Annotated in this window: 17 protein-coding genes and 1 pseudogene; 6 read left to right on the top strand and 12 right to left on the bottom strand. The window is 51.3% G+C overall.

What is annotated here, in order from left to right:
* Positions 1-28: 28 nt before the first annotated feature.
* The 4 genes from PCO85_05290 to PCO85_05275 all read right to left on the bottom strand — a co-directional run bounded on the left by PCO85_05290 (position 29) and on the right by PCO85_05275 (position 2,477).
* Positions 29-241 carry a hypothetical protein gene (locus PCO85_05290; protein ID WJV54846.1) on the bottom strand — a complete coding sequence of 71 codons (213 nt, stop codon included), beginning with the start codon at positions 239-241 and terminating at the stop codon, positions 29-31.
* A gap of 40 nt (positions 242-281) precedes the next feature.
* Positions 282-779 (bottom strand): hypothetical protein, encoded by a 498-nt coding sequence (locus PCO85_05285; protein ID WJV54845.1) that lies wholly within the window; start codon positions 777-779, stop codon positions 282-284.
* Between the two features lie 195 nt (positions 780-974).
* Positions 975-2,186, bottom strand: a complete 1,212-nt coding sequence (pilV, locus tag PCO85_05280; protein WJV54844.1) for a shufflon system plasmid conjugative transfer pilus tip adhesin PilV — start codon at positions 2,184-2,186, stop codon at positions 975-977.
* Positions 2,187-2,189: 3 nt separating this feature from the next.
* Positions 2,190-2,477 (bottom strand): hypothetical protein, encoded by a 288-nt coding sequence (locus PCO85_05275; GenBank protein WJV54843.1) that lies wholly within the window; start codon positions 2,475-2,477, stop codon positions 2,190-2,192.
* 55 nt (positions 2,478-2,532) lie between these two features.
* On the opposite strand from PCO85_05275, the gene PCO85_05270 reads away from it, so the two are divergent.
* Positions 2,533-4,067 (top strand): IS3 family transposase gene (locus PCO85_05270; protein ID WJV54842.1). Its coding sequence is split into 2 segments (ribosomal slippage): positions 2,533-3,289 and positions 3,289-4,067, totalling 1,536 coding nucleotides; the frame shifts between segments, so codons are not numbered across the junction.
* 57 nt (positions 4,068-4,124) lie between these two features.
* On the opposite strand, the pseudogene PCO85_05265 reads toward PCO85_05270, so the two are convergent.
* The 7 genes and pseudogenes from PCO85_05265 to PCO85_05235 all read right to left on the bottom strand — a co-directional run bounded on the left by PCO85_05265 (position 4,125) and on the right by PCO85_05235 (position 9,434).
* Positions 4,125-4,343 (bottom strand): annotated as a pseudogene (locus tag PCO85_05265) (STY4526/YPO1902 family pathogenicity island replication protein).
* Positions 4,288-4,488: a hypothetical protein gene (locus PCO85_05260; GenBank protein WJV56188.1), complete on the bottom strand. Its 201-nt coding sequence runs from the start codon at positions 4,486-4,488 to the stop codon at positions 4,288-4,290. Before PCO85_05260 ends, PCO85_05265 begins: the two are co-directional and overlap by 56 nt.
* Positions 4,485-5,240: a DUF2786 domain-containing protein gene (locus PCO85_05255; protein ID WJV54841.1), complete on the bottom strand. Its 756-nt coding sequence runs from the start codon at positions 5,238-5,240 to the stop codon at positions 4,485-4,487. Before PCO85_05255 ends, PCO85_05260 begins: the two co-directional genes overlap by 4 nt.
* The gene (locus tag PCO85_05250) at positions 5,227-5,475 is read right to left on the bottom strand and encodes a TraR/DksA C4-type zinc finger protein (protein ID WJV54840.1); all 249 of its coding nucleotides are present in this window, start codon (positions 5,473-5,475) and stop codon (positions 5,227-5,229) included. The genes PCO85_05255 and PCO85_05250 overlap by 14 nt, the downstream gene beginning before the upstream one ends.
* Positions 5,465-7,189, bottom strand: coding sequence for a ParB family protein (locus tag PCO85_05245; GenBank protein ID WJV54839.1), 1,725 nt, complete (start codon positions 7,187-7,189; stop codon positions 5,465-5,467). Before PCO85_05245 ends, PCO85_05250 begins: the two co-directional genes overlap by 11 nt.
* Complete coding sequence (gene dnaB-PI / locus PCO85_05240; protein ID WJV54838.1) at positions 7,189-8,562, bottom strand: SPI-7-type island replicative DNA helicase; 1,374 nt, start codon at positions 8,560-8,562, stop codon at positions 7,189-7,191. The genes PCO85_05245 and dnaB-PI overlap by 1 nt, the downstream gene beginning before the upstream one ends.
* The gene (locus tag PCO85_05235) at positions 8,559-9,434 is read right to left on the bottom strand and encodes a ParA family protein (GenBank protein ID WJV54837.1); all 876 of its coding nucleotides are present in this window, start codon (positions 9,432-9,434) and stop codon (positions 8,559-8,561) included. Before PCO85_05235 ends, dnaB-PI begins: the two co-directional genes overlap by 4 nt.
* 289 nt (positions 9,435-9,723) lie before the next feature.
* Here PCO85_05235 and PCO85_05230 point away from each other — a divergent pair, with 289 nt between their 5' ends.
* The gene (locus PCO85_05230; GenBank protein WJV54836.1) at positions 9,724-10,983 is read left to right on the top strand and encodes an integrase arm-type DNA-binding domain-containing protein; all 1,260 of its coding nucleotides are present in this window, start codon (positions 9,724-9,726) and stop codon (positions 10,981-10,983) included.
* A 141-nt stretch (positions 10,984-11,124) separates the two neighbouring features.
* Here the strand turns inward: PCO85_05230 and PCO85_05225 are convergent, their stop codons facing one another.
* Complete coding sequence (locus PCO85_05225) at positions 11,125-11,295, bottom strand: hypothetical protein (GenBank protein ID WJV54835.1); 171 nt, start codon at positions 11,293-11,295, stop codon at positions 11,125-11,127.
* A 140-nt stretch (positions 11,296-11,435) separates the two neighbouring features.
* Between PCO85_05225 and PCO85_05220 the strand changes: the two genes are divergently transcribed.
* The 4 genes from PCO85_05220 (at position 11,436) to ccdB (ending at position 13,877) form a co-directional block, all read left to right on the top strand.
* Complete coding sequence (locus tag PCO85_05220; GenBank protein WJV54834.1) at positions 11,436-11,786, top strand: hypothetical protein; 351 nt, start codon at positions 11,436-11,438, stop codon at positions 11,784-11,786.
* A gap of 762 nt (positions 11,787-12,548) precedes the next feature.
* The gene (gene mobC / locus PCO85_05215) at positions 12,549-13,292 is read left to right on the top strand and encodes a MobC family replication-relaxation protein (protein WJV54833.1); all 744 of its coding nucleotides are present in this window, start codon (positions 12,549-12,551) and stop codon (positions 13,290-13,292) included.
* A 58-nt stretch (positions 13,293-13,350) separates the two neighbouring features.
* Complete coding sequence (gene ccdA, locus PCO85_05210) at positions 13,351-13,569, top strand: type II toxin-antitoxin system antitoxin CcdA (GenBank protein WJV54832.1); 219 nt, start codon at positions 13,351-13,353, stop codon at positions 13,567-13,569.
* A gap of 2 nt (positions 13,570-13,571) precedes the next feature.
* Positions 13,572-13,877 (top strand): type II toxin-antitoxin system toxin CcdB, encoded by a 306-nt coding sequence (ccdB, locus tag PCO85_05205; GenBank protein ID WJV54831.1) that lies wholly within the window; start codon positions 13,572-13,574, stop codon positions 13,875-13,877.
* Positions 13,878-13,947 lie beyond the last annotated feature (70 nt).

Raw genomic sequence — 13,947 nt, 5'->3', positions numbered from 1 at the left:
CATTGCTGATTTTCATCATGACTCCCTTTTACTGCGCACTGATGCGCTGTGGTATGCCGTTAACGGAGAACAAAGCCTCATTGCCCTCCAGGCGTCGAAGCTTCCATCCCCAGGCAGAGTCACCCGGTGACAGAAGCCGCATCTGAGATAAGGTCGTCGCGCCCCGGGGAGCAACGACAGCGAACGTCTGACCACCGCGCTGTTCAATGCCGGTCAGGATAAACGGCGCAACCAGTGGCACCGTTCTGGCTGACCGATGAGACTTTTTTGCGGGAGTCGTCTTATGTTTTTTTTTCTGAAGACACCGCATGACCCGATGAGGCGGCTGGGGTTTTTTCTACCAGACTGGCTTTGAGTGTTTCGAAACTGGCTTTTAGCGATGAAAAATCCAGGGCGCGCGCCTGACGACCATCAAGTTCATACTGCAGCGCTCTTTTCTGCTCATCGATTTTAGTTTCCAACTGTTCGATTTTTTGGTTTTGGTCAGAGATTTGCCCGTCCAACGTTTTACCGAGCGTCCTCATGCCTGACACCACGCCTTCTTTCAACGCGAAACGCTCGTCTCGTTCAGCAACGTGTTTTTCCAGAGAGGCGACTGACGACGAGAGCTGACTCAACTGACCGCTACGAAGTGCTGCTTCGAGAGAGTGAATTCGAATGTCCATGTTGTTGACTTGTAGATAGAGGATCACACTCAACACACCGGGAACCGTTGTAAATAATGCGGCCAGACCATATGCAAAACGCTTTAGCAGCGCACGCCGACTTAAGAGGAACATTGGACGCCGGGCGGGGGGGAAAGTTTTCAGTACCACCGCGCCCCGTTTTCTCGGGGTCTAAGGTCGGCTCTTGTTCTGGCAATGCTTCGGTGGTCATTGCACGTCATCCTTTCAGTTGTTCAGAAAGGTGTAAGGTGCAAAAACAGGAAGAATAAGGCGATGCTTAACTCAACATCGCCGTTTAAAAATTAGCAGTTAATAACCGACGAGCAGTTTGCCCAGATATCCGCAGGTCATTGCACCGCCACCGGTCCTGCATTGACAATAACTATGTGTGCTCAACTGCCCGCCACAGGTACTAGCAGAGTTGTTATCGCAAATGCTATACGGGCACTGATAGATGTTTATGTTTGTTGATTCACCACCGCTTGCTACCCATACACCGTCTTTGCATGACAGTATTCCGCCAGAAGCATCATGGCTTATATCCCCATTTCTGCTACACGGAGCGCCAGCAGCATTCACTTGATCCAATTGCAGCACACCCCCTCCGGAAAGGTTGCTATCCGAACGGACACTGCCCCCTCTTACCTGCCCTCCGGTGTAAATATTTTTGTTATTGATAGCCCGAATCCAGTCATTATCTGTCATTGTAAAACCGCCACCGTGGGTTTCATTCAGCCAACCGTTACTTCCCCTCGATATGAGCCAGCCACCATTACTGCGGATATCACCGCCGGCAGTCACATTGCCACTGAAATTCCCTGTCTGAGCATTCACCGTATTGGTGTTATTGAGATTATTACTCCCCATATCAATATTGGTATGCATACGGTTCAGGTCCGGTTTACCCGTTACCGAGAAACGGTAGAGACGGTCACTTTCTTCCCGGGCAACGCCCAGTTCGTCTGAAGGGATCAGCGCCCCAACATGCCCGCTGGATGTGCTCACCCCAAAACTGGCCAGTGGCACACTCCAGCTCGCCATGGCACCGGTCACATTGGTGTTTTTCCAGACGTAACCGCCCATGCCATCGATATCTACTGAAATATTTCTCAACGCCGTGTACGGTAGACTTGCTCCACCCTGCGTGATCACCAGTGCCTGCAGTTGGTCGGTATTCGTGGCATTGCGCGTCACCACCGCACTGATTTGTTGTCCGTCGGCGGTGGTATTGCTAAACCCCGCTTCCAAAAGACCGGTATTTTTAAGTATGGTCGGTGTGACGATGACCGGTGCAGTGGTACTGGCCGCGGCCAGTAATGTGTCATAGTAACGGCCCACATAGGTTTTCACCGACGCCCTGAAACGGGATAACTGAGATGCCGTCACCTGCCATCCACGCTGCTGGATATAATCGTTGTAATACCCCATTGACCAAACCGCGACGATCAGGAGAATTAACAGTCCGATACCGGTGCTCATCATGGCCCAGCCACGGTCGGCTGACTTACCTTTCATTGACATATATCACCACATCAGAATAGGGTCAGAAATAGAGAGGATCATGGACAGCAGCGCACTGTAACCCAACCATGGCCCCATCGGGCCACCGCGGGAAACCGTACTCGAACCGGCATACCAGAGGATAAAACCCATCACTCCCCCCATGAGTGAGAACAGGGAAAGTGGCGAACCAAACCAGGCACCTAACCCAGCAACCAGCCAGACATCGCCCAGGCCAAGCACTTCACGATGAGCAAACCGTTCTCCCAGTTTTCGAACCAGTAATCCGGCGATCAACAGGATAAGTGACATTATGGCGTGGGAAGAGGGGGTGCGGACGATTTCCTGGACTCTCAGGAGATAAATAATGTTTACCGAAGCAGAACGGCTCCGCGCAATTGAACTTTACTTTAAATACGGCAGAAAACTGGCTCCTGTAGTTCGTGAACTGGGTTACCCCTCTAAAAGAAATCTACGACGCTGGATCCGTTTATGGGAAGCGAGTGACGGTGCTACAAAATCCATACTCCGTAAGCCTCGTTACTCTGATGTGCAAAAGCAGGCTGCTGTTGAACATTATCTTAACCATGGCTGCTGCCTGGCGTTTACCAGCAGGACTCTTGGTTATCCCTGCTGTGATGTATTGGCTCGCTGGGTTAATGAACGTCATCCCGGCAGACGGCTTATTTTCACCAGTACGATCAATCAAAATGCACCTTTTGAACCTGAGGTGAAACGTCAGGCTGTCATGGCGCTTTGTACACGGCATGTACCTGCCAGAGAAATCGCCATGAACGTTGGCATCAGTCGCACGGTATTGTACAAATGGAAAGATGAAATCATCGGCGATGAGGCTTACCAGTCCATGCGCAAACATGAAAAGCCGTCTCTTACGGAAGAGCGCGACACGCTGCGCGAAGAAGTTAACCGACTTAATCAGGAGATACGTCGACAGCAGATGGAGCTCGATATCCTGAAAAAAGCGGAGGAAATCATAAAAAAAGACCCGGGCATCAGCGTCAGCACTCTGACAAACAGGGAAAAGACGCAGATCGCTGATGTCCTGAGAGGCTCGTACCCGTTGACAGAGCTGCTGCGAGTCCTTGAACTTGCACGGAGCAGTTTTTTTACCACCGGACAGCTCTGCGCTCGGGAGATAAATACGCGACCGTACGTATCGCAATAACAGAGATCTTCAACGGTAACTATCGTTGTTATGGCTATCGCCGTCTGCACGCTATGCTACGGCACAAAGGCCAGCGACTCTCTGAGAAGGTTGTACGCAGACTTATGGTGGAAGAACAGCTTGTGGTCAGTCGAAACCGTCGGCGCCGCTACAGCTCATACTGCGGAGAAATCGGCCCGGCACCTGACAATCTTCTCGCCAGAGACTTTAACGCGGAACAGCCTAATCAAAAATGGCTGACAGATATCACGGAGTTCCAGCTGCCGTCAGGCAAAGTATGGTTGTCACCTGTAATCGACTGCTTCGATGGTAAAGTTGTGAGCTGGTCGTTGGGTACACGCCCGGATGCAGAACTGGCGAATACCATGCTGGATGGTGCAATCAGCACATTAACCGCAGGCGAACGACCAATAATCCATAGCGATCGAGGCGGGCATTACCGCTGGCCAGGCTGGCTTAAGCGTGTGAATGCTGCCAGTCTTATCCGTTCGATGTCCCGTAAAGGCTGTTCACCGGATAATGCGGCCTGTGAAGGATTCTTTGGTCGCCTGAAAACGGAAATGTACTATGGTCATGAGTGGTCAGGCGTGACACCTGAGCACTTTATGCAGCATGTTGATGCCTATATACGATGGTATAACGAACATCGCATCAAGTTGTCGCTGGGAGCACTCAGCCCGGAAATGTACCGTCGACAACTCGGCATCGCGCAATAAAACCGTCCAAGAAAACATCCGCACCCCCAAAACGGCCATAAATCTTGGCGTTGACACTAGCGCTCGATCAATCCGCTGCATCCGCTTCTGCTCCGTTCTGGACTGCTGAACGATGATCCAGAAGTTATCGTGATTGATGCTCAAATTCAGTACCGACACACTGCTTTGCATCAGGTAATGAAGATCATCCACCGTCAGTTGGCTCAGTTGACGCACTTCCTCAATCGTCATGCCCAGCGACTCGCACCGGCGGATGTTGCCAGATTTCAGCTCCATAAGGAGATGTGTCAATATGGTGTTCGTTGCCTGAGATAAATTCTGGCTCACCGTAACCCCCGTTAATCCCCAAGTCCGTAAGTAACCAAAAGCCCGTTATCCAACGGGTAGAGCACGCCATGAAAATCAGCACATTACTCATCATCCCTCCCCTCCGGAAACCGTTAGAGACAACATGGATGCCGTCGATGCTTGACCGTAAATCCCTTTATTCAGCTCTGCACGTCGACCGGCCAGCCATCCAGATATTCGCGCGTTGGAATCCCCGCGGCAGCGCCTTACCTCACGAACGTTAACGTCGGACAGTGCCGGGCCGCATCGCTGTGCCAGCCAATTTCGCAGGACACCTGATTCTTTCTCTGTTGGGGCAAACGGCTCCAGGACATTCCATACCCCCACCACCCAACCTTCCCGGAACTGGTCTGCCCGGTTACGTTTTGTCCGCAACTTGAGTCGTTTAAGCTGGTATGCCGAACGCATATGACATGTGGTGGCATTTTTAAGTTGACGGGACAGCACAGTAAAAACGTACAGCGCCACGTCGGGACGTTCGTTCAGTCCATAAAAATGCAATGAGCGCCGGTCACGCTGCCGCCCCACTCGAGTGACCGTGCGATACCAACTGAACCAGCAACGGCAGCCCGTTGCCATGCAGACGACAGCAGCCAGCGCATTCAACCATCCGGGAATACTGATAGCGTCGGTATACACTTGATAACTCACCGCTTCCTGTACAGCACAAACCGCGACATCGTCCTGCGAAAGGTTGTGTCGTTGCATCAGCACCTGCGCAAGGCGCACAGCCCGGGCCGCTTCATACGCGTTATTGTTACGGGTACCCAGAGCCATCAGCTTCCGGATACGGCGCAACAGCTTTTCATTATCACCGGTGATCATCGTTCCTCCCCGTTCCAATATGTTGATGGTGTTCCCTGACTTCCTGACAGCCGACACAGAACCTGACACCGCGTACTGCTCGACGGCGCGCTTCGGGGATAGTGGCCCCGCAGTCCTCACAATAATGATGTGATGGTTTATCAGAGCGCACTTCATTAAGGATCTGGCTTAAACTTGCTCTGAGCTGCTGTTCTGTCACGGCCTGCGCCATTTCATCATTGAGATCAAAGTTCATGGGAACCTCCTTTCGCCGCATCGCGCTGCAACTCACGCAGGCGGCGTAACACGCGGATCAGCCGCATCATTTTAACGACATGCAGATCATCAAAAACAGGCTGGTCGCTTATCACAGGCGAACCGAAAAAATTTAGGCAGAACATGAACATATTAAAAGGTTCGCTCGAAAAGCTCCCGGTCATTCCCGCTAGGAAAAGCACAAATTCATTGCTGCTTTGAGCAGAGGCGCTATAGCCAGCCGAGTGTTCGGTTTTATCTTCAGAAATACTGTCTGTGCACCCCATCGCCTCGGCGAGTTCAAAAGCCAGCCGATAAGCCATATCCTGCAAGTGCTCGATATCGTCCTGTAATGCGGGGATATGCCAGATATCGTTGACCGGCTCCAACCCAACCGCCGCAAACGCCACGGAGGAGACAGAACGGTCGGTTTCATCAGAAGATTCAGATAACGCAGAAAATAGGTTGTCCGTATTAAAGGCCGGGCGGGCTTCAGTCTGCCCGCTGATAACGGTGGAGCCACCATAGAGATCTGGCTGGGTTTCAGTTCTGTCAGTGGGACGTTTCTGATCTCCGTCCATCAGGGTCTGCATGGATGAAGGTAATGTCGGGACAAGCAATTCAGCCTTGTTATCCGGCGACGGTTCAGGTCGGGTACCCGCGCCGGTCAGGGTACCGGAACGCAGGCCGGTGAGGTGAGGTTCCCCATCAGACTGTGGTGGGAGCTGGGTGATCGCTTTGCCTGATGATGCAGGCTGTGGTGACTCCTGATATATGACGACCGGCGGCTTAGGCGGGTCACCAAACATTTCCCGACGCTGCTGCTCTTTCGGATCAAGTTCAATCAGCCAACGGTCATAATTTAAAGAGGGGTGAGGTAATGCCTTGAGCAGTTCACCGATAAGCTCATCACGGAACATTTCGAGGGAGTACAAGTCTGGGTTATTAAACGACTCACTCGTCTTTCTGAAAACATCATCATATGTTTGGGTGGTATCAACACTGGTGCAATACTCACTCCATGTTTTTTCGGCGGCGGACCGCAATGCAAGCAAAGGCATCACTTGCCCACGGCTCAACCCAGACTTCAGCACATCAGGCATATAGGGATAGAGATATTTTAACGTATCTTCCATACGACTGATCGAAGAGTTATGGATCGGATAACCTTCCTGATTAAGCAAATCTGAGAGTTCCCTAAGCGAAACATTTCTTCCGAGCTGTTTCTCGCTGATAGCCCGTGCGTTATGAATCCCTAAGGCTTTTTCAAGGTAGGTCAGGTCGCCCCGGACTTCATTTTCAGCCAGATGGCCAATCAAGCACTTCAGCCGTCCCGGCCATGGCTTAACAATGGTCTGGATCCGATAAAAACGGTCTTCTCCGGTTTCTTGCCATAATTCACAGAGGATCTGATAACGAGTATTCCCTCCGTCGCTGAAGATATACACATCCTCACCGTCCGGATCGCGTGTCACTTTAGGAATGGAATCCAACCCGCGCGCGCGGATTGAGGACTTAATGTCATTAAACCGGGGATTACGGGAAGTTCGCGGATTATCTGGATTGGGACGCAGCTGATCCAGAGTAAGCACCATCGCCATTTCACTGACAGGAGGTACCAGCGGTGAAACATTGCTTTCGGAGTTCAGCAGTGACGGTGATTTCCCCCGCTGAAGCATGGCATCTGAAAGATTCACTTTGTTGTATTTGCTCATCAGTATGTCCCTCCCTGAACGGCAGGAGCCCGAAGAGACTCAAAACGCGTAAACCTGCTGTCAAACCGCAGTCTGATCATACCGATGGGTCCCTGACGCTGCTTGCCAATGATAATTTCAGCAAGTCCTTTATCTTCCGTGTCCGGGTTATAGACTTCATCGCGATAAACGAACATGATGACGTCGGCATCCTGCTCCAGCGCTCCGGAGTCACGCAGGTCACCATTATTTGGTCGTTTATCTGCACGGGATTCAAGAGAGCGGTTAAGCTGCGAGAGCGCCACAACTGGACATTTCATCTCCTTGGCCAGTGCCTTTAGCGATCGGGAAATTTCAGCGATTTCCTGCGTCCTGTTCTCCTGATCAGGGCAGCGCATCAGTTGTAAATAATCCAGCATGATAAGCGACGGTTTACCGTGTTTACGGGCACTGCGACGCGCTCGAATGCGAAGCATTGGCGGTGTCAGGTAGCTGCTATCATCAATAATCAACCGGTCGCGCCATTCATTCGCAATGAGGCCTGCTACGTTGCTGATACGCGCCCAATCTTCATCCTCTAACAGTCCGCTTTTCAGACGCTGAAGTTCCACATTTCCCAGAGAGGAGATCATACGCATCAGTAACTGTTCAGTCGGTTGTTCAAGGCTGTACACCTGAACGACGCTGTCTCTCTGCTGCTCAAGCGCGCCAGTGACTATCCCCATCGCCAGTGCCGTTTTGCCCATCGATGGACGACCGGCCAGCAACACTAAATCACTGGCCTGCAGCCCGCAGGTGCGGGTATCAAGATCATCAAAACCTGTCGGCGTACCAGTTATCCCATTACCGGATTCATTACGTATCTCCAGATCACTGATAAGACGCTCTAGCCCCTCAATCACAGACGTGCCTTTTTCCGGCTCCGCTTTTTCGGCAATATCAATGATCCGTTTTTCAGACTGTTCCATGATGGCGGATATATCAGCCCGCGGGGCTGATACTTCCCTGGTCAGATCGTTGCCTAGTGCGGCGAGCTGACGTGCGCGGCTATACCTCGCCACAATTTCACTGTATGCCACAATATTGGCGGCACTGGGCGTGTCTTTACTGAGTGTGGCGGAGTAACTAAATCCGCCCACCAGTTCGAGCAAGTTCTGTTGTTCAAGAGAGTCGGTCAACGTGATGAGGTCAATGGGCTTGCCCGCATCGATCAGACGTTTCATTTCACGAAAATAGATTTGATGAGCTTTACTGAAAAAATCCTCTGCTGAAATGATGAGCGCGACATCATCCCAGCGGTCGTTATCGAGCATTAACCCGCCTAAAATGCTTTGTTCGGCCCCGTAAGACACGAGGCCTTTCAGCTTATCTTTATCCAAATCAACCGGTTTCATAGGCTCACCTGCCCTTCAGTTTTCAGTGAGTCGAAACGGCTCTGCCATTCAGGGAAAAGTTCGCAGGCCAGTTGGTGCATGGTGGAGAATGCAGAATCACTGACACGCCCTGTTTTCTTTTCCAGACGATGGGCCGGCTGACCAACCGCATGTCCTTCAACATAAATTTCAAGGTCATAGATAAAGGTGCTAAGCAGAGAGACATCAATCTTCTCGCAGTGCGCACTGTATCTGCCGTCATTAATGATTTCTTCGAGCTGCTGGTACGTTGCGCGAGCAAGGCGGGTGTACTTCATGCAATTAATCAGAATGCGGATTTCGGGGAGCTTCAGACCAAGTGCGGAAAAAGGCAGCAGGTTCTCCATCATATTGACAGTGCCACGGATGAACTCCCTGACATCAGGCAGTATGGGTTTTACCACGCCCACAGCTGTCTGTGTCGCCGCAAGAACAATCAATTCCAACATAATGGAACGGGCACCTTGGGAATCAACGATGATGACGTCATAAGACTGGAAAAGGGGATGCTGCAGAACATTGCGTAAGCGTAACCGCCCGTCCGGAGCGTGCAGCATGGCAGTAGGAAGCTGAGCGTGGGGATCGTTGGAAACAATCACATCCAACCCGTCAATAACACTATTGGATATGATGCTGGAAGGCTGACTTAGATCCGCAGTCTGCATGAGCAACTCATACAAACCTTTGGGTGCTTCGTAGGTGAGAGAGAAAATGCTACTGGCCGTGGGCTGAGCATAATCACCATCGATGAGAAGGACTTTTAGATTTGCATCGGCAAGGAAACCGGCAAGGTTGGCTGCTTGAGTGGATTTACCTTCCCCACCCTTGGTAGAAATTACTGGAATTACATGCATTTAGGCACCTGATATTTATCTCAGGATGCGAACTTGCATTTAAATCACAAGATAGTAATGAATTTAACAATTAGACATAAGGATTGAAAATCCTCGTGTCCTTGGTTCGATTCCGAGTCCGGGCACCATCTTTCCTTTTTTATGCCTCCCTATAAATCCCTATGTTATTGCGATTCAATAAGTTGGCGTGAAAATCTTTTCCGATGCGTTTTGATTTATCCCTTCGTATCGGGGAATTTGTGGGTCAGATTGCGGGTCATTCAGTTCGATGAACGGGAGTGACCCTCATATGTTAACTGACAGCAAAGTCCGATCCGCGAAACCTCTCGCAAAATCATACAAGCTCACCGACTCGCAAGGCCTGTACCTCACGGTATCCACCAGCGGCGCTAAGCTATGGTATTTCCGCTATCGCCTCGGCGGTAAAGAAAGCCGTCTGGCCTTTGGCCCCTACCCGCAAACCACGCTGGCGGAAGCCCGTGAAAAACGCGATGCGGCGCGTAAACTGCTGGCGTCCGGCATCAGCCCTTCTCAGCTTCGCAAGACGAACAATCCCACCGTTGAGGAATCCCGCACCTTTCAGTATGTCGCTCAGGCGTGGCACACCAGCAGCCTTAAGCTCTGGTCGGACGCGCACGCCGATAAAATTCTCATCTGCCTGAAACGCTACGTTTTCCCTACTATCGGCGCGATGGATATCGCTCAGGTTGAAACCCGCCATCTGGCACAGTTGGTTAAGGCCATTGACGACAAAGGCGTGCATGACGTCGCCGGACGAGTGCGCCAGCATCTGACCAAAATCATGCGCCACGCCGTCCAACAGGGCGTAATCAAATACAATCCGGCTTACGATTTGGACGGCGTCGTGACCCCGGTGGCGACCCAACATCATCCCGCCCTGCCGCTGAAACGCCTGCCTGAACTGCTGGAGAAGATAGATAGCTACAAAGGCCGGATGCTGACCCGTCTGGCGCTGGAGCTGAATCTGCATGTGTTTCTGCGCCCCAGTGAACTGCGGTTTGCCCGCTGGGATGAATTCAACCTCAAAACGCATATCTGGAGCGTGCCCGCCCAACGCGAAGCGGTAAACGGCGTGAGGTTTTCAGCGCGTGGCGCAAAGATGAAGGATGAACATCTGGTGCCGCTGTCACGGCAGGCGGTCGCTCTGCTGAAACAGATTCGGGCGCATTCCGGCGAATCAGTCTTCGTTTTTCCAGGTGCACATACCCTGAACAAGCCGATGAGTGAGAACACCATTAACAAAGCGCTGCGCGTGATTGGCTACGACACCCAAACCGAAATCTGTGGTCACGGCTTCAGAACAATGGCCTGTAGCGCCCTGAACGAGTCCGGGCGCTGGTCAAAAGACGCCATTGAGCGGCAGATGAGCCACAAAGAGCGCAACGGCGTGCGGGCGGCCTATGTGCATAAAGCGGAGCATCTGGAAGCCAGAATCGAAATGATGCAGTGGTGGTCGGATTATCTGGACGTAAACCGTGAAGGATATGTCGCGCCGTATATTTATGCGCGAAGTTATACGGCTGGCTAACGCGCTGCGCTTGTTGGCTCCTGACGGGCTTTCTATGTGATAGAAAGCCCGTCAGGAGCGTTGTCATAAAATCATTCGAGCATTCTGCCAAACGTTTCTTACACGTTAGGATTTGCTACATCGACTGACTCAAACCACCGTTCAACCTTTTGGTTCAATACCGCGCGTCTGGAGTTCCTTACGCAGAACACGCTTTATCCACGTAGCCAATGTCTTATCGCCATCCTTATGGGCTTGCTCTTCTAATTGCGCACGAAACTCGTGGGACAGTCGAATTTGATACTGGTCTGTTTTTGATTTTTCACTTGACATTGTAATTACAAATTCCATAGCATGGTATAGTTGTAATTACACCGCAATTACATGGTGTTTTGCAACAGTAAAGAGCGAAACCCGGTAGTGCTAGGAACACTAACCGGGCTTCTGACCACAACATTATGAGGACTAATGCTATGGCTGACACTGATAGTAACACGGGCTCGTCTTATCAATCACTGCCGGATTGCGAGTGCCTGTATTCTGCCATGAACGCCGCGCTGGCTCATTTGGACTTTTCAAACATGGACGATGACGAACTCTCGCAGGTGGCAGAGTATTGCGCCGAAACGCAGGCCGGGCTTTGCCATTGTCTGAATTTCATTGGCGATGCGCTGATTACCTTTGCCGATAATGATGTGTGCGAATCGACGCCAGAAAGCTTGTGCCAGTTGGGACATGGGTTAACTGCAATCAGTTTACTCATCCCGGCGCTTAACGATATGCACAGACGCACACACGCTCCCACCCGCCCGATAAGCCTCTGAACCCGAGCCTGATTAAAGCTCTGCCGTGAGTCATTCACGGTCAGGGCTTTTTTGCTGCCATAACTGAATCCCCCTAATTCTTGATATGCGATATTGAGTTGTTTGCAGGCCTCCTCCTCTTTTCCCGATAGCCTTCCCTATCGGCTGATTTCAGTAGGGAGAAGACATGCCCGCAGGTTTTATTTTCGCAACGCTGACAGCGCCCAGCAGGCCATTCAGCCACGACGCAGGACGCGACGGGTTTAGGCGGGTGGATGCCTGCGCCTCGCGGGCATTCACCCGTGGTGTGAGGCGAGTAAATTCAATTTCGCAGAAATTGCTAATTTGCGTCGCCCGAACCCACCGGCGAGCGTTCCCCCAAGGGGAACCGAGCAGGCCGGGGAGCCGAATAAATTTTGCCGCCCCAGCGAGCAAAAAGACGCGCCCACGCGTCGGTTTATTTGGGGCGACAGCCCCGCACACCGTCGCGCGTAGCGCGCGACGGTGTGCCGCCGTTGACCTTGGGGGTTTTGGCGTGGCGTCCAGCCGCGACATTACCCCCATGCGACACAGAATAAGGGCGTCCAGCCCGCATGAACTGGCGCACGCCGTTTTGTGCCGGGAAATGTATTTCCCGGCACATGGCTGCGATGCAGTCACCGTACTCGCCTCACGCTATCGGCGCATCACATGGACCCATGCCATTCACAGAAATCTGAGTCGATGCCATGAGGCAATAACGCTAAAAGAAAGAACAACCCGGTAAAATGCGAAGGAGGAGCCATGCTGATTTCCGATTACCGTAAACGCCGAGCGCGTAGTCACGAAAAGATCCAGATACTGCTCAATTTCCTGAAACAAGAAACCTACAGCGACTTTAAAACGCTGATGCTGCTTTTTGATTATAAAAATCACAAACCGCTTTACCTGTTGCTGGCAAAAGCCATCGACATGGGATTCATTCAAAAACAGACGTTTTGCACAAGGGTGGAGAAAATCTCACTGTGGGGGATCACCAACGACGGATTAGCCGTTGTCATCACGCCAGATGATGATGGTTTTCCTGTACGGTTCGAGCCTGCGAAAGTCACCGGCTGGATGCTGGAGCAGCATCTTGATAACCAGCTCGCACGGCTCATTCTGGAAAAGAAAGGCGCTTATGGGTGGGTTAGCGGCGCTTGCTCAACGTTCCGCAGCCGCTATCAGGTATATCATCGACCGGACGGAGTGATAACGTTACCAGACGGAACCGTCATCGCCGTGGAGACTGAGCGCCGTCTGAAAACCAAGGCCCATTATCAGGCAATTATCACCCAACATTTGATAACTCGTACTCAAAAACTTTGGATGTACGTCTTCTATATCGTGCCCGATCCGCAGATAAAGCGAGCTATTGAACGGATGTTCAATAGCGTAAAATACGCCATCATCAACCATCAGCATATCCCGCTGGAAGCGAAGCACCGCAATGTTTTTCGGATTTATACGTTTGAGGAATTGAAGGGGTTAGATTTGAATCTTGGCTAATTGCTGAACAATCATGTGAAGTATATACTCAAAGTATGTACAAGAGAGGAGCACCATCATGAAACACCGCGTCAGCGTTACCGTAGACAAAGACAATTATCAGGTTCTGAGTGCTGCCGGAGTCAATATTTCCGGGCTGGTGAATGATGCCATTGGCAAAGAAGCCCGCCGCATCAAGGCTGAGGAGTGGAAGAAGGAAAACCGCGAAGGGATGGAAGAAGTCGCCCGATTTATCGCACAGAATGGCTCATTTGCGGATGAAAACAGGAACTGGTGATCATGCAATTCATTGTTTATCAATACAAACGTGCCAGCCACTACAAAATGTTTGTCGATGTGCAGAGTGATATTGTCGACACACCCAAGCGGCGCATGGTCATTCCACTTATCGAATCACATCATCTGTCTGAGAAAGTGAATAAAACGCTGTTCCCTCAGATCCGCATCGACGGCGAAGATTATCGGCTGATGACCACGGAACTATCGAGCGTTCCGGTTGAGGTTATTGGTGAAGAGATCGCGGATCTTGGCGACTACGCGGATGAGATTAAGGATGCTATTAATCTTATGTTTTGGGGGATTTGAGAGAGTTTCTAGTTGGTTACATCACATTTTATTCATAGTGATCTTAGTAAATGAGTATGATCAGTAATGG

The sequence above is a fragment of the Prodigiosinella aquatilis genome (assembly GCA_030388725.1).
GTDB lineage: Bacteria > Pseudomonadota > Gammaproteobacteria > Enterobacterales > Enterobacteriaceae > Prodigiosinella > Prodigiosinella aquatilis.
This window is presented reverse-complemented; position numbering and strand designations above follow the sequence as displayed.

Bases quoted from the DNA above. Each gene is read 5' to 3' on its own strand.
- PCO85_05230 (WJV54836.1), top strand. From the start codon at position 9,724: ATGTTAACTGACAGCAAAGTCCGATCCGCGAAACCTCTCGCAAAATCA.
- PCO85_05245 (WJV54839.1), bottom strand. From the start codon at position 7,189: ATGAGCAAATACAACAAAGTGAATCTTTCAGATGCCATGCTTCAGCGG.
- PCO85_05275 (WJV54843.1), bottom strand. From the start codon at position 2,477: ATGTCACTTATCCTGTTGATCGCCGGATTACTGGTTCGAAAACTGGGA.
- PCO85_05235 (WJV54837.1), bottom strand. From the start codon at position 9,434: ATGCATGTAATTCCAGTAATTTCTACCAAGGGTGGGGAAGGTAAATCC.
- pilV (WJV54844.1), bottom strand. From the start codon at position 2,186: ATGTCAATGAAAGGTAAGTCAGCCGACCGTGGCTGGGCCATGATGAGC.
- PCO85_05220 (WJV54834.1), top strand. From the start codon at position 11,436: ATGGCTGACACTGATAGTAACACGGGCTCGTCTTATCAATCACTGCCG.
- ccdB (WJV54831.1), top strand. From the start codon at position 13,572: ATGCAATTCATTGTTTATCAATACAAACGTGCCAGCCACTACAAAATG.
- PCO85_05285 (WJV54845.1), bottom strand. From the start codon at position 779: ATGTTCCTCTTAAGTCGGCGTGCGCTGCTAAAGCGTTTTGCATATGGT.
- dnaB-PI (WJV54838.1), bottom strand. From the start codon at position 8,562: ATGAAACCGGTTGATTTGGATAAAGATAAGCTGAAAGGCCTCGTGTCT.
- PCO85_05260 (WJV56188.1), bottom strand. From the start codon at position 4,488: ATGATGAGTAATGTGCTGATTTTCATGGCGTGCTCTACCCGTTGGATA.
- mobC (WJV54833.1), top strand. From the start codon at position 12,549: ATGCTGATTTCCGATTACCGTAAACGCCGAGCGCGTAGTCACGAAAAG.
- PCO85_05250 (WJV54840.1), bottom strand. From the start codon at position 5,475: ATGAACTTTGATCTCAATGATGAAATGGCGCAGGCCGTGACAGAACAG.
- PCO85_05225 (WJV54835.1), bottom strand. From the start codon at position 11,295: ATGTCAAGTGAAAAATCAAAAACAGACCAGTATCAAATTCGACTGTCC.
- PCO85_05255 (WJV54841.1), bottom strand. From the start codon at position 5,240: ATGATCACCGGTGATAATGAAAAGCTGTTGCGCCGTATCCGGAAGCTG.
- ccdA (WJV54832.1), top strand. From the start codon at position 13,351: ATGAAACACCGCGTCAGCGTTACCGTAGACAAAGACAATTATCAGGTT.